General features: G+C 44.7%; 5 protein-coding genes and 1 pseudogene. 5 read left to right on the top strand and 1 reads right to left on the bottom strand.

Features of this window, described 5'->3' with window-relative positions; all coding sequences use genetic code 11:
* Nucleotides 1–86 precede the first annotated feature (86 nt).
* The 5 genes and pseudogenes from OSCIL6407_RS0128710 to OSCIL6407_RS0128735 all read left to right on the top strand — a co-directional run bounded on the left by OSCIL6407_RS0128710 (nt 87) and on the right by OSCIL6407_RS0128735 (nt 20,389).
* On the top strand, nt 87–6,527 hold the full coding sequence (locus OSCIL6407_RS0128710; RefSeq protein ID WP_007358366.1) for a type I polyketide synthase: 6,441 nt from the start codon (nt 87–89) through the stop codon (nt 6,525–6,527).
* A 1-nt stretch (nt 6,528) separates the two neighbouring features.
* A complete protein-coding gene (locus tag OSCIL6407_RS0128715; RefSeq protein WP_007358367.1) occupies nt 6,529–12,126 on the top strand; it encodes a type I polyketide synthase in 5,598 nt (1,865 codons plus the stop codon).
* 275 nt (nt 12,127–12,401) lie between these two features.
* Nucleotides 12,402–17,303, top strand: a complete 4,902-nt coding sequence (locus OSCIL6407_RS0128720; protein WP_007358368.1) for a type I polyketide synthase — start codon at nt 12,402–12,404, stop codon at nt 17,301–17,303.
* A gap of 444 nt (nt 17,304–17,747) precedes the next feature.
* Nucleotides 17,748–19,242 (top strand): annotated as a pseudogene (locus OSCIL6407_RS31465) (IS1634 family transposase).
* Nucleotides 19,243–19,627: 385 nt separating this feature from the next.
* Nucleotides 19,628–20,389: an HIRAN domain-containing protein gene (locus OSCIL6407_RS0128735; RefSeq protein WP_019488003.1), complete on the top strand. Its 762-nt coding sequence runs from the start codon at nt 19,628–19,630 to the stop codon at nt 20,387–20,389.
* A 370-nt stretch (nt 20,390–20,759) separates the two neighbouring features.
* Here OSCIL6407_RS0128735 and OSCIL6407_RS0128740 read toward each other — a convergent pair whose 3' ends face one another.
* Nucleotides 20,760–21,605, bottom strand: coding sequence for a tyrosine-type recombinase/integrase (locus tag OSCIL6407_RS0128740; protein ID WP_007358218.1), 846 nt, complete (start codon nt 21,603–21,605; stop codon nt 20,760–20,762).
* Nucleotides 21,606–21,666: the final 61 nt, after the last annotated feature.

The following is a 21,666-nucleotide window of genomic DNA, read 5'->3' on the forward strand; positions in this document are numbered from 1 at the left end:
GACTCCAACCCCCACATTAGAATTTTCTGACCCTTCGTGTCTATCCTAATTTGCAAGAATCTTAACCTTTCTCAAAAAAATCAATCATGAACAAAATCACTCATCCTAACCATGATTCCGATATTCTGGAAAATCGTCAGAAGGAACCAATTGCGATCGTTGGGATGGGATGCCGTTTCCCAGGAAATGCCGACACCCCAGAAGCATTCTGGGAACTGTTGCGTAATGGCGTAAATGCTGTCACAGATATTCCCTCTTCTCGTTGGGATCTAGAGAGATACTATGACCCTAATCCTGCACCGGGCAAGTTTTATGTGCGTTCTGCGGCTTTCTTAGATACAGATGAGATAGAACAGTTTGATGCCGAATTTTTTCGGATGGCATCGCGAGAAGCAGCAAGCTTAGATCCTCAACAACGTTTGCTACTAGAAGTAAGTTGGGAAGCTCTGGAAAACGCGGGAATTGCACCCACATCTTTAGCAGGTAGCCAGACAGGTGTATTTGTCGGGATTCACTGGGATGATTACTCGGCCGAACGCTTTTATATGGTGAATCCTAGTGAAATCAATGCTTACCCGACATTGAGCAATTTACGAAGCCTATCAGCAGGGCGAATAGCCTATGTATTGGACTTGCATGGCCCAACAATGCAAATTGATACAGCTTGTTCCTCAGCATTAGTTTCCGTCCATTTGGCCTGTCAATCCCTGCACGATGGTGAGTGCAATCTGGCTATAGCTGGTGGTGTCAGTCTCCTACTCTCTCCGAAACTGACAGTTGGTTTCTGCCAGATGAAAGTGTTAGCTAAAGATGGTCGCTGCAAAACCTTCTCGGATTCAGTAGATGGATTCGTACAAGGAGAGGGTTGTGGCGTTGTTATTCTCAAACGTCTCTCCGATGCTATTCGCGATCGCGATCCGATCTTAGCCACGATCCGAGGTACAGTCATCAATCACGATGGGTACAGTTTAACCCTGACAACACCTGCTAGTGCCGCACAGGAAGCAATGCTGCGCCAAGCTGTAGAAAACGCTCACATTGAGCCTAAGCAGGTGCAATTTGTTGAGACACACGGAACCGGAACGCCTTTAGGCGACCCAATTGAAGTTATAGCCTTAGCAAAAGTATTAGGTAAAGATCGTCAAGATCCATTAGTAATTGGATCGATGAAAACCAATATGGGGCATTTAGGGGCAGCCGCAGGTGTAGCTAGTTTAATGAAAGTTGTACTTTCACTTCAGCATAACCAGATCCCCCCCAACTTACATTTTGATAAACCTAATCCGCGTATTCCTTGGCAGAAATTACCAGTTACTGTAGCAACGGAGCTGATGCCTTGGCCAGAACATGAACCAAAACTGGCAGGCCTAAGTGCATTTGGTATGAGTGGAACCAATGCTCATGTAATTGTTGAAGCAGCCCCAACGCTACCGCAAGTTGAGTCTTCTACCGAGGTAATTGAACCTTTATACCATCTACTTACTTTATCTGGTAAGAACGAAAAAGCTCTCACCGATCTCGTCCATCGTTATTTAACTTTCTTGGACAAGACAGAGGATTCTATAGCAAATATTTGCTATACAGCCGCCGCTGGACGCACCCATTTTGCCAATCGGTTAGCTATTTTTGCTAACTCGAAAGCAAATATCTCCCAACAGCTTGATGCTTTTATCAAGGGCAAACAAATTACAGGCACAATCCAAGGTGATGCTTACCAAGCAACGCCTAAAATCGCTTTCTTGTTCACCGGACAAGGTTCGCAATACGTTGATATGGGACGCGAACTTTATGAGACGCAACCTACTTTTCGCCAAGCGTTGCAGCGATGCGATGAAATACTGCGTTCTTATTTAGACCGACCATTGCTGTCAATACTTTATCCCGATCGACCAGAAAACATCATCGATCTCACAGTCTATACACAACCCGCGATCTTTGCCTTTGAATACGCTCTAGCCGAGTTGTGGAAATCCTGGGGCATCCTACCGGATGTTGTTATGGGACATAGTGTAGGCGAGTATGTCGCAGCTTGTGTGGCAGGGGTGTTTAGCTTGGAAGATGGCTTAAAGCTAATCGCAACTCGCGGACAACTAATACAGCAATTGCCACAAGAAGCGCATGGCAAAATGGTCAGCGTTATGGCGACTGAAGCCCTGATAGAATTAGCGATCGCGCCATACAGCAGCCAAGTTTCTATAGCCGCAATCAATGGCCCGCAGAGCATAGTCATTTCCGGTGATAGCAAGGCCATAGATGCGATCGTCGCCGAGTTGAAAACCAAGCAGATCAAAACCCATGAGCTAACAGTTTCTCATGCCTTCCATTCGCCGCTAATAGAGCCAGTATTAAAGCCCTTTGCTCAAGTTGCTGGGGAGGTGATATACTCTGTACCCAAATTACCGCTGATATCTAATATCACAGGCGAGCGAGTAACGGACGATGTCGCCACATCAGATTATTGGACTCGTCATATTCGCCAGCCCGTGAGATTTGCCGATGGCATGAATACCCTACAAAAGATGGGAATAGAATGCTTTGTAGAAATCGGTTCTAAACCAATTCTCTTAGGTATGGGAGCTAGTTGCCTAGTTGATGAGGAAAAACGCCTGACGTGGCTACCTAGTATCCGTCCTGATACACAATCATCCACTTTAGTGGAAAGTTTAGCTCAATTGTATGTTCGCGGAGTCAATATAAATTGGAAAGAGTTTTTCCAAGACCAACACCGTCGCAAAGTGGTGTTACCAACTTATCCCTTTCAAAAAGAGCGCTGTTGGATTGATGTCAGACAAGAACGTATTGCCAGAAAGAGCAGTGAAATCTGCGGACATCCCTTACTACAAGAGAGGATTTATTCATCCGTACTCAAACAAGGAGAAGTTCAGTTTGAGGCTTATCTTTCTACCGACGATCTGCCCTATTTAGCAGAACATCGTGCTTTCGGTCAAGCAATTATGCCGGCTTCCGCCTACTTCGAGATGGTTTTAGCAGCGGGAAATCAACTTTTTGGACAACGCGCGATCGCCTTTGAAGATGTAGTAATTGAAAAAGCTCTCAAGCTAGAAGAACCTCAAACAGTTCAACTAATTTTAACTGCCACTGCTGAAGGCTATTCATGGCAAATTTTCAGTTTAGATTTAATTAACGAGGACCCAACTTGGACGCGCTACGCAGCCGGAAAGATTAATGTAGGTAAAGAGAGAGCAAATCTTGAACCAAACACAAATTTAACTGCTTTACAAGCTAATCTCCAAGAACATAAAGACATCAAAACTTTCTATCAGCAAGTTGCCGATCGAGGAATGGTCTATGAAGGTAGCTTCCAAAGTTTGCGCCGCTTGTGGCGTTCTGAGGGAGAAGCCCTCGGACAAGTTCAGTTAGCTAAAAACCTGGTCAACCATCCCTATCATTGGCATCCAGCGCTTTTGGATGGATGTTTCCAAGTAATTTTAGCAGCTATGCCTGCCGACTTTGCCGAAACTTATTTACCAGTCGGCTACCCACATTTCACCTTTTGGCAGCATCCTAGCAAAGAAATTTTTAGTTACGTTAAACTTCACGGTCAGCCCGGTCAAGAAACCCTGAAGGCAGACTTGCAGTTAATTGGGAAAGATGGTCAAGTTTATGCCGAAGCGATCGGCTTGCAACTGAAAAAGGCTCGGTTGAAAGCATTACAGCAGAAGCAACCCTGGAAAGATTGGCTTGTGCAAGTTGCCTGGAAAGAAGTCAAAAAAACAGCGGGGACTGCAAGCACAACAAACAAAGGCGATTGGTTAATTTTGGCAGATCGCACTGGTGTAGCCGAAACCTTGGCTGACTTGTTGAAGGGAAGCGGACAGCGATCGCACCTCGTCTATGCCAAAACAACTGATGGGAGCTCCAAGCCAGAGCAATATGCTATTAACTGGACAGACCCAGCCGACTGGCAGAAATTGTTGGCGAGTAAATCCTATCAAGGCGTAGTGTACCTTTGGAGCCTCGATCGAAATGACTCCTGCGATTCAAGCTGCGAGCAAGTATTGCATCTAGTTCAATCTCTGACTTCAGCAAAGACTTCCCCTCGATTGTGGTTGGTTACGCAAGGGGCACAGTCGGCGCTCAAAGATGATGCAGTTGCTTTCTGGCAAACACCGATCTGGGGACTAGGTAAAACGATCTCTCTAGAACACCCCGAATTTTCCACCACTTGTTTAGACTTACCATCCGATCGCCATTCCCCTGAAACGGTTAAGTCTTTACTCCAAGAACTACTCGCACCCGATCGAGAAGACCAAATTGCTTATCGAAACGGGACACGCTATGTAGCTAGATTAGAGCCTTTCCACCCCATACAAGCACCAAGCATTGCTCCTGTAGCGCTGAAGTTGACCAGCTATGGCACGCTCGACAACTTAACTTTGGTTCCCTTAACTGCCCCAACTTTGGCACCTGATGAAGTAGAGCTCAAAGTTCGGGCAAGCGGACTTAATTTTAGAGATGTGCTACGCGCTTTAGGCATGATGCGCGAATTCGAGGAGTCTTTAGGTATTGCTGCAACGGCCAGCGATATATTGTTCGGCTTTGAGTGTGCAGGCACGATCGAGCGCGTTGGCAAACAAGTCTCTGACTTTAAAGTAGGCGATGCTGTCATTGCCTACGCATCAGGTAGTTTGGCAAGTACGGTCAAGGCTAAAGCAAAATTGGTAGTTCTTAAGCCATCTGAACTCAGTTTTGAAGAAGCGGCAACGATTCCTGTTACTTTTTTGACAGCCTATTACGGCCTAGTCAAATGCGCTCAAATTGGCCCAACAGATCGAGTGTTGATTCATAATGCGGCTGGAGGTGTAGGTCTAGCAGCTCTTCAATTGGCCAAGCTTAAAGGAGCAGAAATTTTTGCGACGGCTAGCCCGCCTAAGTGGGATTTTTTAAAGTCCCTTGGTGTTAAACATATATACAACTCGCGCAACCTTGATTTTGCCGAACAGGTAATGACTGCCACCAATGGCAAAGGCGTGAATGTCATCCTCAACAGTCTAACTGGCAAGTTTATCGATCGCAGCTTTGACGTACTTACCCAAGGAGGGCGCTTTGTAGAAATCGGTAAATTTGGCATTTGGGATGAGCAGAAATTGGAAGCAATTCGCCCCGATGCTGCTTATTTCCCCTTTGATTTAGGAGAGATGGATGGTGCAGAAATTTCTTCAATGTTTCTGGAATTGATGACTATGTTCAAAGAAGGTAAGCTTAAACCATTACCTTCCAAAGTGTTCCCAATTACCGAATTTGTAAATGCTTTCCGCTATATGCAGCAAGCCAAGCATATTGGTAAAGTGGTGTTAAGTTTTCAGACTCCAGAAAATGCAAGGGTTCGCCCAGACAGCAGTTACCTAATTGCGGGAGGATTGGGAGCATTAGGATTAAAAGTGGCTGAGTGGTTGGTAGAACAAGGTGCTAAACATCTAGTCCTGACGGGACGAAGCAGTGTCAAAAAAGCAGCAAATGAAGCTATCAAAAAATTAGAGCAGGCTGGTGCTAAAGTCTCCGTAATTAATGCCGATATTTCCGATCGGGAGGATGTCAAAAAAATACTGAGTGAATGTCCTAATTTACGTGGAATTGTTCATACCGCAGGTGTTTTAGATGATGGCTTATTGAAAGAGCAAACACCTACTCGCTTCAAAAAAGTCATGGCATCAAAAGTACAAGGAGCTTGGAATTTGCATACCTTGACTCAAGATTTACTCTTGGACTTTTTTGTCTGTTTTTCCTCCGCTGCCTCTTTGTTGGGGAACGCAGGTCAAAGCAACTATGCCGCAGCTAATGCCTTCCTTGATGGCTTAGCTCATTATCGGCGATCGCAAGGTTTACCAAGTTTGAGCATAAATTGGGGACCTTGGGGCGAGGTGGGAATGGCAGCAACTTTTGCTAGTCGCTTGAAAGCCCAAGGTTGGGGGATCATTCCAACTGAACAAGGCTTGCAAGCATTAGACTACTTGGTCAAAAACGAAGACTGCGATCGAGTAGGGATACTGCCTATGAACTGGCCAAAATTCTTGGAACGACTGCCAGAAATTACGCCATTCTTTGAAAATTTCCAAACAATTGTTACACCATCTCAAGATAGACCAGTCTTACTTTCCCAACTAAAAGCTAGTCTGGCTAATGACCGCCGAACAATCTTGATGGATCATGTTCGTTCTGCCATTAGAAATGTAATCGGATTGAATGCCAGTACGAGGATTGAGCCGCGACAGTCTTTGTTCGACTTGGGACTTGACTCCCTAATGGCGGTGGAATTGAGAAACTATCTTGAAAAAAGTGTCGAACATTCCTTGCGCTCAACTTTACTCTTTGACTATCCAACCTTAGAAGCATTGGTGAATTATCTGCTGCAAGAGGTTCTAGTTCTAGAGGATATGAGTATCCAGCCACCAGAAGAAGAGCAAACGACATCCACCCAAGTATTTGAAGAACTTCCAGAAGAGGAAGTGGACATCTTACTTGCTAGCAAGTACGAAGAACTCAATAAACTACTAGGTAATATTTAACATGACACAAACTCCCGCCAAACCAACAACATTACAGTTGCTCAACGCCCTAGAGGAAGCACGTACCAAACTAGAGGCAGTTCAGCAAGCAAAAGAAGAACCAATTGCCATCATTGGCATGAGTTGCCGTTTTCCTGGCGCAAAAGATACAGAGTCTTTTTGGCACCTGCTCTCAAATGGTGTGGATGCGATTAAGGAAGTGCCTTCCAACCGATGGAAGATTGATTCCTGTTACGATCCCAATCCAGATGCGCCAGGAAAGATGTCTAGCCGTTATGGTGGCTTTTTATCGGAAGTGGATAAGTTTGACGCTCACTTCTTTGGGATCTCGCCTCGGGAAGCAATGTCCCTTGACCCACAGCAGCGGCTACTGCTAGAAGTAAGTTTTGAGGCCTTAGAAAATGGCGGTCAGTCATCAGAAAAGCTATTTGGTACTCCCACTGGCGTATTTATTGCCATTAGCACCTTTGACTATGCTATGCGCCTGTCGGAAGCGCGATCGCAAATCGATGCTCACTTAGGCACAGGAACCCTTTTGAGCCCAGCAGCAGGACGCTTGTCTTATAGTTTGGGATTGAAAGGAGCAAGCATGGTAGTAGATACAGCTTGTTCTTCCTCCCTCGTGGCGGTACATCTGGCTGCAAACAGCTTGCGTAACAGAGAATCCGACCTAGCTTTAGTCGGAGGTGTGAACTTGCTCTTGGCACCAAGCCTAAGCATCAATTTCACAAAAGCGCGGATGCTAGCTCCAGATGGTCGTTGTAAAACCTTTGATGCTAGTGCAAATGGGTATGTCCGCAGTGAAGGTTGTGGTGTTGTGGTTTTGAAGCGCCTTAGTCAAGCCATCCGCGATCGCGACAACATTTTAGCATTAATTCGAGGTTCCGCCATCAATCAAGATGGAGCCAGTGGCGGTCTAACCGTACCTAGCGGGCCTTCTCAGGAAGCAGTAGTTCGTCAAGCACTGAAAAATGCAGGTGTTAAACCGAAGGAAGTTAGCTATATTGAGGCACATGGCACGGGCACTTCCTTGGGAGATCCAATTGAAGCAAACGCCTTGGGTAGCATCTTTAGCGAGAGGGAAGAACCCTTGTTCGTAGGCTCCGTTAAAACCAATATCGGACACCCAGAAGCAGCGGCTGGTATAGCAGGTTTGATCAAAGTTGTTCTCTCCTTGCAACATAAAGAGATTCCCCCTCACCTCCACTTTCAGAAACCTAACCCTTACATTCCTTGGGATCAACTACCGCTGGAAGTACCCAGCCAATTAACACCCTGGTCAACAGTCAATAAACAACGAATTGCTGGAATCAGCTCCTTTGGGTTTAGCGGCACCAACGCTCACGTCGTGCTATCAGAAGCACCGCCAGTAACAAAAAGCGAGGCAGAAACTGTCGAGCGCCCCCAACATCTGCTCACCCTCAGCGCCAAAACCAAACCTGCACTTGAACAGATGGTTCGCAACTACTCAGAACACTTAGCCACTCATCCTAACTTAGAGTGGGCGGATGTCTGTTACACAACTAATACTCGGCGGACTCATTTCCACGAACGTTTAGCTGTGGTTGCCGACTCAGTTTCTCAGGCACGGGAAAAATTATTAGCTAATTTAGGAGGAGCGGAAAGCACTCATTTGTACGGAGGTAGCAAGAGCGAAAGCCAACCTCAAATTGCCTTTCTATTCACAGGTCAAGGTTCCCAGTATCTAGGGATGGGACGGAAGCTATACGAAACACAACCAACATTTCGGAAATCCCTAGAACGCTGTCAGGAAATTTTAAATACCATCGGCATAAGCGAGCGATCGCTACTCTCAATCCTCTACCAAAATGATGACAATTCCCTTTTAGAGCAAACTGCTTATACCCAACCAGCTTTGTTTGCCATAGAGTACGCTCTAGCCGAATTATGGAAATCGTGGGGCCTTGAACCAAGCGCAGTCATGGGTCATAGCGTTGGGGAATACGTAGCAGCTTGCGTAGCAGGGATATTCTCGTTGGAAGACGGCTTGAAAATGATTTCAGCCAGAGGAAGTTTAATGCAAAAACTGCCATCCAACGGCGAAATGGTATCGCTATTAGCTTCCGTTGAACAAGTAGTAGAAGCACTGCAAGGACTTGACTCAGTAAGCATCGCAGCCATCAACGGGCCCAATAGCGTAGTTATTTCTGGTGCAGGGGAAGCAGTACGTCGGGTAGTGCAGGAATTAGAAAGCAAGGGCATAAAAACTAAGCGCTTAAAAGTTTCCCATGCCTTCCATTCAGCTTTAATGAAGCCAATGCTGGCTGAATTTCGGAAGGTAGTGCAAGAGGTGACTTTCCACCAACCCAGACTCAACTTTATCTCCAATGTCACAGGTGCTTTTGAGAGTCAGTTACCTACTAACCCTGAATATTGGGTAGATCATGTAATCAAACCAGTGAAATTTGCCGCATCTATGGAGACATTACATAGAGAAGGAGTGGAGATATTTGTGGAGCTGGGACCACAGCCAATTTTGCTGGGAATGGGACGTAATTGTTTACCCTCTGGCTATGGAACATGGCTACCGACACTACAGCTAGAGCAAAGCGATTGGCAAGGACTGCTTCAGGCTGTGGGTCAATTGTATGTACGAGGCGTGGCAATTGATTGGGAGGGTTTCCATCGCGACTCGGCTCACCGCCAAGTTTCTGTACCAACTTATCCTTGGCAGCAAGAGCGCTACTGGATTGATGTTGCACAAAGACAACTTCAGAATGAATTTGGGATGCAGAGCGATCGCCATCCTTTGCTAGGTCAGCGAATTCGGAGTGCAGCTATAAAAAATCAACAAATAGTTTTTGAAAGTCAAGTCAGCTCCAATTTTCCTGCATATTTAGCGGATCATGCTCTTTACGAGAAATTCATTTTCCCCACCGCAGCTTATGTGGAAATAGCGTTAGCAGCAGGAGCGAAAATCTTCGGAGGGGGAGCGGGAGAGAGTTATCCACAATTAGTAGTTGAAGAATTTCTGATCCAACAATCGCTAGTTTTAGATGCTGAAGAAACAGTCTCAGTTCAATTAGTTTTAACACCCAATGAATTAGGGTATGAATTTGAGATTTTCGGTCGCAAAAACTCAGATAATGTTGATGAGAATGAAACATGGACTCGCCACGCTCAAGGTGATCTTTTGAGTGGAAAAACTCTATCGGCAAAAACTCCTTTAGATTTGGCCGCCTTGAAGCAAAAAGTTAATCAAGAGATTGAAATTAAGGGCTATTACCAAAAATTCAGCGATTTGGGAGTAGAGTACGGACCGAACTTCCAAGTAATTGAGAAGTTGTGGTGTTCTCAGGGTGAGTCACCAGAAGTGCTTGGTAAGATTAAATTGCCGCAGATGGTAGAGAGCGATGCAAAGGATATTTTACATCCGCTGCTGTTAGATGGTTGCTTACAGCTTTTGGCGGCTGCTCTTGAAGATGGTGTTGAGAGCGATCGCAAGACTTACTTTTTAGTTGGTTTAGAGCGTCTAAATTTCTTGAGCCGGCCTAGCACAAGCATTTGGTGTCACGTTCATCAATCATCAAATCAGGGCAGCTCTGGTTTGCTGACTGCTTTCGATTTACATTTGGTTGATGAGAATGGAGTAGCAGTAGCTGACTTGATTAACTTACAGGTACGCCGTGCCAATCAAACTGCTTTGCTAGCCAATCAAACAGATGATTGGTTGTACAGAATTGGTTGGGAAGTAAAGCCGCTGGCGATAACGGATGACAAAAAATCTAAAGCAGGTAGCTGGCTGATTTTTAGCGATGGAGGTGAGGTCAGCAATTCCTTAGCTGAGCTGCTTAACAAGCAGGGCGATCGCTGTATTTTCGTTTCCCCAGGCTCGTCATTTTCATTATTAGAAGGCGATCGCTATCAAATCAACCCTGCTGAACGGCAAGACTTCCAGCAGCTAATTTCCGCAATAGTCAAAAAAGAGCAATCAGTCTGTCGAGGCATTGTTTATTTGTGGGGGAGCGATCGAAACCTAGAAATTTCAGACGTTCCAACAACAGCACTGGATTTATGCACTGGTGCGTTGTATTTGGTTCAAGCATTATCTGAAATTCCTCATCATCATTGGGGGAAAAAGATGCCTCGCTTATGCTTAGTTACACATAACGGGCAACCAGTAACAAAAGCCCCCTTACAAGTAGAGCAATCGCCATTAGTGGGTTTAGCTCGCGCGATCGTTCTAGAACATCCCGAACTAGAAACAGTCTGCGTAGACCTGAATTCTCGGCAAGCCAAAGAAATCGAAATGTTGGTCGCAGAACTTCTCTTCCCAGAGCAAGAAGAGCAAGTAGCTTTTCGGAATGAAGAGCGTTATGTCGCGCGATTGAAACGTGCCGATGCTAAAGCGATCGCTCATTCACCAAATATTAATTCATCAGGCAGTTATTTAATAACTGGTGGCCTCGGAGCATTAGGACTGCAAGTAGCAAATTACCTTGTCGAACAAGGCGCACGCCACCTGTTGCTAGTGGGAAGACAAGGAGCAGCATCACCAGAAGCACAAGCAGCAGTCAAGCAATTGGAAGACAAAGGAGCCTCGGTAAAAATCGTCAAAACCGATATTTCCCAACCCGATAGCGTAGCTACACTAATTGCTGAAACCGACATTCCTTTGCGAGGAGTAGTTCATACCGCAGGTGTTTTAGATGATGGAATGCTCCGCAATCAAACCCATAAACGCTTCTCAAAAGTAATGGCTCCCAAAGTTAAAGGTACTTGGAACTTGCACCAATTGACCAAAGAAATGCCATTAGATTTCTTTGTCTGCTTCTCCTCTATGACCTCAGTTTTAGGAGCGCTAGGTCAAGGAAATTATGCTGCGGCCAACACCTTTATAGATGCACTTTGTCATCACCGACAAGCATTAGGATTGCCTGCTACCAGCATTAACTGGGGACCTTGGGCGAGCTCTGGGATGGCCACGCGACTAGATGCAAATCTTCAAAATCGTTGGGAGGCAATTGGCTTTGGAATGATTCCGCCTAATCAAGGAATGTATTTATTTGGGAATTTGTTAAAGGGCCAGATATCTCAAGTTGGTGTAATGCCAATAAACTGGTCAAAATATCCAGTTGACAGCACTTTCTTAACTGAATTCCGAAAAACTACTGACAAAAAGAAAGAGGAAGAAAAAACTTCAGTTAGTTTATTGGAAACAATCAAGGCGGCCGAAAAAGATCGACATTACCCACTTTTACTAGCCCACGTCCAATCTCAAGTGTCTAAAGTTTTGGGCTACCAGAAAGAGCGGGCATTCTCAGTTACTGAAGGATTTTTCGATTTGGGAATGAGTTCTTTGACATCAGTGGAGTTGAGAAATAATTTGCAAAATAGCTTAGGCTGTCGTTTGCCCGCTACGCTGACTTTTGACTATCCCACTGTTAAAAAGTTAGTGGATTATTTGATGGTCGAGTTTCTAGAAGAGACTGAAGAAGACGACGATTTAGTTGTCTCCGAACAGTCCTTACAAACGGATAACAAAGCGATCGCATTTCAGCCGCTAGACGAAAACGATGATGCCGAAGCAATTGCCAAACAATTTGCAGAACAATTAGGCATACAATGGGTTAGCTAGACGAATGAAAAACTCCTTGGGTTTGTAGTGAGATTGTAAGCTCCCAAAAAATTGGTTAGCCAAAACTGAAAATCTGGTTATTGCTAATTGATTAGTCTGACATCGCACTCGCAACCCAAGAGAGTAATTAGGGCTTACCCAAAGAAACTGGGTTGATTTTAAAAATGGTCATTTGAAAGCAAAAGCCACTAATAAACCCGGTTTATAACTCCTCCTAATTAAGATTTGTTTCAATTGATAAAAGCAGAAAAATAGGTAAAGAAGAGGTTAATTAAATGAGTGAAAATAACGAACAACGCTACATTCAATTAATGAAAGTAGCCTCACAAAAAATAGCCGATTTACAAGCCGAAGTTGAGCGATTAAAGCAGAAAGAACGCGAGCCTATCGCCATTGTTGGTATGGGTTGTCGCTTGGCAGAAGCTGATAATCCTGAAGCATTTTGGGACTTACTTTTAAATGGTGTAGATGCCATTCGAGAAGCCCCAAAGGGCCATCATTCATATCTAGATCCATACTACGATCCAGATCCCGATGTGCCGGGCAAGGTTTATATTCGGCGTGCAGGGTTTCTCAACCAATCTCCCGCAGATTTTGATGCTAGTTTCTTCGGGATTTCCCCCAGAGAAGCAGCGAGTTTAGATCCTCAGCATCGACTGGTGATGGAAGTAGCTTGGGAAGCCTTAGAAGGCGCTGGACTTGTACCCGAAAAATTGGCAGGCAGCCAGACAGGTGTTTTTATCGGGATATGTGCCAATGACTACGTTTGGCAACTTGTGAAACAAGACCCTGTAGAAACAGATGTTTACATAGGATCGGGGAATGCCTATAGCCCAGTGGCAGGCCGCCTTTCTTACTTCTTCGATTTTAACGGCCCTTGTCTAGCTGTTGATACTGGCTGTGCTTCCTCATTAGCGGCAATTCACTTGGCTGTTGTCAATTTGCGTAGGGGAGATTGCAATCTAGCCTTAGCTGGAGGCGTGCAGCGATATATCTCGCCAGAATATTGGCTCAACCTTTGCAAATCCCGGATGTTGTCTCCAGATGGGCGTTGCAAAACTTTTGCGGCGGGAGCAGATGGTTACGCTCGCGGCGAAGGTTGCGGCATAGTCGTTCTCAAGCGTCTTTCAGATGCAGTAGCTGATGGCGACAATATTTTGGCCTTAATTAGAGGCACGGCTCACGGGCAAGATGGACGAACCAGCGGGCTCACTGTACCCAGCGGTTCTTCTCAGCAAGGTGTGATTAAGAGAGCGATCGCGAATGCAGGTATCCAGCCCAAAGATGTCAATTATATTGAGGCTCATGGTACAGGTACTTCTCTGGGAGACCCAATTGAAGCAAATGCTTTGATAAATGTGTTTCGCCAACGAGAAGAACCTTTAATCTTAGGTTCGGCAAAAACTAATATCGGACACTTGGAAGGAGCTGCTGGCGTAGCAGGTTTGATCAAAATCGTTCTCTCCTTACAAAATGAGCTGATTCCACAACACCTGCATTTCAAAGAGCCTAGCCCTTATATTTCTTGGGATAGGATGCCAATAAAAGTGGCAAGCGAACAGACACCCTGGCCAGCAACAGATAAAACTAGGTTTGCTGGAGTTAGTTCCTTTGGTTTTACGGGCATCAATGTCCATGCTGTCCTGTCAGAAGCACCACCAGTAGCAGCAAAAAGTGAGGCAGAAACTTGGAAGCGCCCCCTACACCTGCTCACCCTCAGTGCCAAAACCAAACCCGCACTCGAACAGATGGTTCGCAACTACTCAGAACACCTAGCCACTCATTCCAACTTAGAGTGGGCGGATGTCTGTTACACAACTAATACTCGGCGGACTCATTTTCACGAACGTTTAGCTGTGGTTGCCGACTCAGTTTCTCAAGCACGGGAAAAATTATTAGCTAATTTAGCAGGAACAGAAAACAGTCATCTGTTTAAAGGTAGCAAGAGCGAAAGTCAACCTCAAATCGCTTTTCTATTCACAGGACAAGGTTCCCAGTATCTAGGAATGGGACGGGAATTATACGCCACACAACCAACTTTCCGTCAGGCATTAGACCGCTGTCAAGTAATTTTAAATGCAATTGGGAAGCAGGAAGAATCGCTACTCTCCGTCCTGTACCAAAGCAATGACAGTTCGCTCCTAGAACAAACCGCTTATACCCAACCAGCTCTATTTGCCTTAGAGTACGCGCTAGCCGAATTGTGGAAATCTTGGGGTCTAGAGCCAACCGCAGTCATTGGTCATAGCGTAGGGGAATATGTAGCAGCTTGTGTAGCGGGGATTTTCTCCTTAGAAGACGGATTAAAAATGATTTCAGCCAGAGGAAGTTTAATGCAAAAACTGCCTAGTGGCGGAGAAATGGTATCGTTTTTAGCCGAGCCAGAACACGTATCGCAAGCAATGCGAGGAATAGAGTCAGTAAGCATTGCAGCCATCAACGGCCCAAATAGCGTGGTGATTTCCGGCACGGCAGAAGCAGTACGTCAGGTAGTGGAAAAGTTAGAAGCCAAAGGCATAAAAAACAAGCGGTTAAAAGTTTCTCATGCCTTCCATTCAGAATTAATGAAACCAATGCTAGCGGAGTTTCGGCAAGTGGTGGAGGAAGTAACATTTCACTCACCGAAACTAAACTTTGTATCGAATGTAACGGGAAACTTTGAGCGAGTGTTGCCCACACAAGCAGAATATTGGGTAGACCACATCCTCAAACCAGTGAGATTTGGCTCTGGAATGGAGACATTACACAAAGAAGGAATAGAGATATTTGTGGAAATGGGGCCGCAGCCAATATTGTTAGGGATGGGTCGTCAGTGCTTGCCATCGGGCTATGGCACTTGGCTGCCGACGTTACAGTTAGAGCAAAGCGATTGGCAAGGGTTGCTTCAGACGTTGGGGCAATTGTATGTGCGAGGCGTGGGGCTTGATTGGGAGGGCTTCCATCGCGACTATGGCCACCGCCAAGTGGGTGTGCCAACTTATCCTTGGCAGCGCGATCGCTATTGGATTGATGTGACGCAAACGCAACCTCTGACGAGATCGGGAACCCAGACTATTGAAGAGTTTCAAGTGAAACCTGATAGTCACCAACCCTTGCCCAAACAAGGCGCTGAGCAAGATTGCCGCGATAAGCTGGTGTGGGAACCGCAACCTCTTTATGGCTTGCCTGCTAATTATTTGGCTTCTCCTAGCGAACTAGCGAGAAACATAGGCAGTCAAGAATTGTTATCTGAGGCCGAGCGGAGTCGCGATCGCGATCGGGAAGAGCAGCTAGAAAGTACGAGTGTGGCGTATATTGTCAATGCCTTCCAACAACTAGGCTTTAAGTTTGAGCCCAACCTACGCTTCTCAACCCCTGAACTGATCGAGCAGTTAGGAATAGTCAAGCAGCACCAACGCTTAATTGGGTGTTTTTTGGAAATCATGGCTGAGGAAGGACTACTGCGCTTTCATCAGTCCGAGTGGCAAGTCGTCAGGGCCCCTCATATAGCGGAGCCAGAAGCACAAGTGGCGAATTCGTCACTCAAATCTCCCTACTCGGCAATGGCGGAAATAGTCTCTCGTTGCGGGCCTAGATTGGCCGATGTTTTGCAGGGCAAGTACGATCCGCTCCAGTTGTTGTTTCCTGAAGGCGATTTAACCATTGCGACAGAACTTTATCAAGATTCGCCAGAACTCAAGTTTATCAATACCCTCGCACAGCGGGTTGTGGGGGCGGCGGTCTCAAGCTTACCACAAGGGCGAGGGATGCGTATTCTGGAAATTGGAGCTGGTACTGGCTCGACCACTTCTTACTTATTACCAAATCTGCCTGCCGATCGAGTCGAGTATTTCTTCACAGATATCGGCGCTTTCTTTGTTGCCAAAGCACAAGAAAAGTTTGCCGATTATCCCTTTGTAAATTACCAAATATTGGATATTGAGCAAGAGCCAGAAGCGGCTGCTCGGGGCTATTACGATCTGATTATTGCTCCCAATGTATTGCACGCCACTAAAGACTTGCGTGAAACAGTAAAAAATGTCCACCAGATGTTGGCTCCGGGCGGATTGTTGGTGCTTTTGGAAAGCACTACTCGTCAGCCTTCAGTGGACATAACTTTTGGCTTAACAGAAGGCTGGTGGCGCTTTAGCGACCTTGATTTGCGACCTGACTATCCTTTGTTAAGTGTCAACAAGTGGGAAGAGTTATTGTCTTCATCTGGTTTTACTAATCTTGTTTCTTTTTCATCGCCTAGCACACAAGAAGTGCTGATATTGGCTCAAGTCAAAAAAGAAGACCAACCTCTGACGAGAAATTGGCTCATTTTTGCTGATAATCACGGGATTGCTCAGCAATTGGCGACAGAGCTGAAAACAAAAGGCGATTTACCAACAGTCGTTTTTCCAAACGAGTCTCTCCAACCATCAGGAACAGAAGTGGCCTCTCCACTTGCCAAATATCAGGACTTAATAACAGCTCAACAATGGCATGGGGTAGTGCATTTGGGGAATTTTGATTCTCCGGCTAACGAACTCGATGTTAAGTTGGTTAAATCGCTTGTAAAATCGGGTTGTTCAGCTAATTTTTGGTTAGTAACTCAAGGGGTGCAAGCCATCGAAAAAGTGCAGACAGACGTGGTGCGATCGCGTTTATGGGAAATCACCCAAGTTATGCAGTCAGAGCATCCCGAACTGTCATTTGTACTTCTAGATTTGGCTCCCGAAGGAGTTGATAACCCAGTACAAACAATTTTGGAAGAAATCTGGCTCGAACCTGCTTCTTCAGTAAAAATGGTTGCATTTCGTGACAAAGAACGTTTGGTTGCCCGATTGGTAAACCAAGAAAAGCCTGGGGCGGAGGGTATTCTCAAAAAGAAAGAGAGAGAAGAAACTTCAAACTTGGTCGAACAATTAAAGGCAACTGATAAAGAGCAACGTATATCGCTGTTAATTGCTCATATTCAATCTCTATTGTCTCAGGTTTTGGGAGACAAACAAGAGAGGACTTTCTCCCTATCACAAGGATTTTTCGACTTAGGAATGGATTCTATGACATCCATAGAGTTAAGAAATCGCTTGCAAAACTTGATAGGAATCTCATTGTCATCAACTTTGTTTTATAAATATCCAACAGTAGAAGCATTAGTTCAGTATTTGATTCAAGATGTGCTTGCTACTTTTGTAAAGTTTGATGATTAATAGGGGTTAAACTGCTCCCCGGAAGCGACTCCGGGGCGCTGTTTTCGCTTACTAATACCATTTCCCTAAAAGTATGCTATAATATATTGCTAGCTTTTCTGACATCTTCTATGGAGTCACCACAGGCAGAAGATTAGATCTACTTAACTTATTTAGGACCAAACAGATGCCTCAAGGCGATCGCTTACTTGTTAAGAAATATTTCGCCAACAGTATCGTATCTCGGCTATACCCCTTTATGGCGATCTCGCACACATGGGGGACAAGAAAGTTGAACGGGTTATTACACAAGGGTTTGAATTAATACCCACATTCCGCAGATATTTGATCGGATTTAATTTCAAAAGAATTCAGAATTTTCCAACCTTCAAATGATTGCATAGCAATCATTTGAAGGTTTATTAAGGTATAATAATTGGTGCAAGTAGAGCAACCCTTAAAACCATGAAAAAGCCCTCGGAAGCTATAAATATCGTAAATTTAGACCACTTGGGAATAGTAGCAGGGATAATAGATGAAATGGAATTGGTAGAAGAAGTCAACAAAAAAGTGGGAATAAAAATTAAAGAAACCCTAAGCCCAGGACAAGTAATGAAAGCAATGATTTTGAACGGACTGGGATTTTTGAGCGCCCCAATCTACCTATTCGATGCTTTTTTCGTTGGAAAAGCAACAGAACATCTAATTGGAGAAGGAGTGACCCCCGAACAATTAAATGATGACAGAATCGGGAGAGCATTAGATAAATATTATCGAGCTGGAACGACAAAGTTATTTACAGCAATTGCCCTGAAAGCAGCGTTGAAATTTCAAGTATCAATGAAAAGCGTTCACCTAGATAGCAGTTCAATATCAGTAGAAGGAGCATACAAAAACTGTCAGGAAAAAAGCCAGATGATAAAAGTGTCTTTGTAGAGAGATTGAAAGAATTTAAAAACCAGTGGACATTGACGGAATCTGTGTAGCAGACAGTGCTTTATACACAGCAGAAAATTTGTCAGCAATGGCAGGAATGAAATGGATAACGAGAGTACCATTAAGCATCAAAGAAGCTCAAAATAAAATCTGCAAGATTGAAGATAGTGCCTGGGAAAACCCTGAAATAAAAGGATATAAAATAGCAGTCCAAACGAGTGATTATGCTGGCATCAAGCAAAGATGGCTAGTAATAGAAAGTAAAATCAGAAAGCAAGCAGATCTTAAAAAAATAGTCAAGCAAGTAGAGAAACAATTAGAATCAGCCAAAGCCAAACTGCGTAAGCTATCTAGGCAGGAATTTGCTTGTATTGCCGATGCGGAAACTGCAATAAAAAAGTTATCAGACTCATGGAAATATCACCAAATAACAGAAATTAAATCCCAAGAAAAAACAGTTAAAGCAACAAAAAGCAATCTCAAAAAACTCGGTCAGATACAAACAAAAGCTTATCAAGTTACGGGTGAAATAGCACCCCGAAATTCAGCGATTGAAGCGGAAAAAGTCAAATCTGGGAGATTTATATTAGCCACAAATATCTTAGATACTGAAGCAGTAAGCAATCCACAGGTATTATTGGAATATAAAGCGCAGCAAAGTAATGAGAGAGGATTTAGATTTATCAAAGATCCGTTATTTTTTACTTCCAGTGTATTCGTGAAAAAGCCGGAGCGAGTTGAAGCAATCGGAATGATAATGGGACTGTGTTTGTTAGTATATAACCTGGCGCAAAGGAAATTGAGACAACAATTATCAGCTACTAACGATCGAGTGAAAAATCAGGTAAAGAAATTAACCAATAAGCCGACAATGCGCTGGATATTTCAGATGTTTCAAGCGGTGCATTTAGTAACGATAAATGGAGCGAAGCAGGTTAGCAATTTAACCCAAGAGCGTCAAGATATCTTGCGGCATTTAGGAGAGTATTGCTGTCAATACTATTTAATATTTTCAAGTGAATGACGAGCGATAGCGAAGTGTAAATATTTGTGAATAATTTTCATTAATTAGTCAAGGTAATTTGCTCTTGGCATAATTTCCCTTGCTTCAAAATATGAGCGATCGCGATAAAATAGCAATGTGAACATATCAGAAAAAGTCAATTATTTCAACTTCCTTGGTTTAGGTAAATTTGACAAGCTTCTGTAACGCTAAAGCCGCATAAGTTCAACCCAAAAGCATTGGGCTTCCAAGTTTTCACAACTGATTAAAAAATCCGATCAAATATCTGCGGAATGTGGGTTAATAGGTCTCAAAAAAGATCGAGAGTAGAGGCGATCGCGATTAATGCTCAGTTTAGCCTTGTATTTGTGAACTGCTGTCTGCTTACCTTGAGGAAAGCGCTATCGTGAAGACACAATCAACACTTTTTTTGGCTTGGCAAGACAAAAATAGCCGCTCCTGGTTTCCCATTGGCAGGCTAAAATTTGATGGAATTAACTACGAATTTACCTACACGCAAGGCGTTTTAGAAGCTCAACAGAAGTGCGGTTTTGAACCCTTAGCCTCGTTTCCGCGCTTAGGTGAAGTCTATAAATCAACCTATTTATTTCCCGTATTTGCTAATCGGTTGATGTCGAAAAATCGTCCTGATTACTCAAATTTTATTCACTGGCTAAATCTTTCTCAAAATGAAAGAGAGCCAATTGCTATTCTAGCCCGCAGCGGTGGGCGGCGAGAAACAGATACTTTAACTGTTTTTCTCATTCCTGAGCCAGATTTAGAAGGGCGATATCACCTTCACTTTTTCTTGCACGGATTGCGGTATTTGCCACAATGTGCAATTGAGCGAATTAACCGATTAGAGGTAGGGGAAAAGTTGTGGTTGGCTCACGAATTTCAAAATCATTATGATTCTAAAACATTGACTTTAAATACAGATGATCGCTATATTGTCGGGTATTGTCCGCGATATTTGAATAGTGAGATTTTTGAACTTTTATTGAGGAATCCCAGTTTATTAGAGGTGCGCGTAGAGCGTGTCAATCAGCCACCGACACCGCTTCAGTTTCGCTTGCTGTGTAATATAACTGCTCAATGCTATGATGACTTTTGCCCCTTTTCAAGTGATGAGTATCAGGCTTTTCTCGGTGAGATAGCAACTGTTTAACTCATAGGTTATGGTGACAAAATTAGGGTAAAATGGTGTGTGAATTGTCAGGAAACTAAAATTTTAACCTGGAACCAAAACTTGCTCAGGCAATGCTTGATAATAACCTAGCTGCATTAAGAGGTTTAGGCTTCAAAAAGTACAAATTAGATGCGCGTCAGCTTTCCTCAAGTCCCATCGCCGACTCTCTTTTTAGTGGTAAACGACAGAACTGGGGATAAACCGGGGACAAAACGGTATCAAACCTGTATCAAAACGGTGTCAAAAAACTGACGATGGTGGTTTTTCTACGTTTCTTCAGGCGATCGCCTAAAATCAGGTTGCTGAAAATGTCGTGATGTTGTTGGAGAGAACAAAGCGATCGCCATTTCTAATCAGGCAGGTACAGAGCCGAACTATCCGTTGGCTTAGCGTGGAGATACCGAGTAATCGTCGCCAAACTAGAATGCCCCAAAGTTTGCTGAACCAGATGTATAGGCGCTCCCCTATCCAAACTGTGAGACGCATGGGCGTGGCGCAACCAGTGGGGCGAAACCTTGTCAGAAATGCCAGCTCTTATTGCCGCCGCCTTCACAATTCGCCAGAGGTGACTGCGATGAAGATGTCCCCCTCCAAGATAAGAATGAAAAACTGGATCGTCAGGTTGGCCCGGCCCAAGCTGAATCAGTCCCCCCCAAATTCCCGGTGGCAACAGCACCACGCGAGTTTTATTACCCTTCCCGAAGATCGTCACCTGCCCGCCAGCGCCAGGGCGCTCTTTCAAATCCTTCCACTTCAAGCCGCACAGTTCGCTAACCCGCAAGCCGCCCGAATACAGCAGCCGCAGCATCACCCGATTGCGCGGGTCCGTCTCCGAAGCAATCATCGCTTGAACTTCCGCCTCAGACAGAATACGCTCACTCAAAGTGTCCTTGACACCGCGCGATCGCACCAGCAGCCCAACATTAACAGGCAGCACTCCCAGCTTGTGCCCAAAAGACAGCAGGGACTTAATAGCAAAAATCGCCGTCCGCTGGCTGCCTGAAGACAGATTGCTCAGCGTCAATTCCCACGCCTGAATGTCTGCCAGAGTCACAGAACTCAAAGGCTTATTATCCACAAAACTTAGAAGCCGAGAGGTGTGAAGTCGGTAACTGCCCGCAGTATTTTTGCTGCGGCCGTGAAGCCACAAATCTAACAAAGTCTCATTGTCAATCGTGTTCCCTTGTTGCAACATTGGGTAAACTAATGTTTCTCCTTTAGGATCGTTGAACGCAGTCAAAAAGTAAACCCGTCCG

The organism is Kamptonema formosum PCC 6407 (assembly GCF_000332155.1).
GTDB classification, from domain to species: Bacteria; Cyanobacteriota; Cyanobacteriia; order Cyanobacteriales; family Microcoleaceae; genus Kamptonema; species Kamptonema formosum.

Excerpts from the sequence above, each read along its gene's own strand:
- OSCIL6407_RS0128715 (WP_007358367.1), top strand. The coding sequence starts at position 6,529 with ATGACACAAACTCCCGCCAAACCAACAACATTACAGTTGCTCAACGCC.
- OSCIL6407_RS0128740 (WP_007358218.1), bottom strand. The coding sequence starts at position 21,605 with ATGTTGCAACAAGGGAACACGATTGACAATGAGACTTTGTTAGATTTG.
- OSCIL6407_RS0128720 (WP_007358368.1), top strand. The coding sequence starts at position 12,402 with ATGAGTGAAAATAACGAACAACGCTACATTCAATTAATGAAAGTAGCC.
- OSCIL6407_RS0128710 (WP_007358366.1), top strand. The coding sequence starts at position 87 with ATGAACAAAATCACTCATCCTAACCATGATTCCGATATTCTGGAAAAT.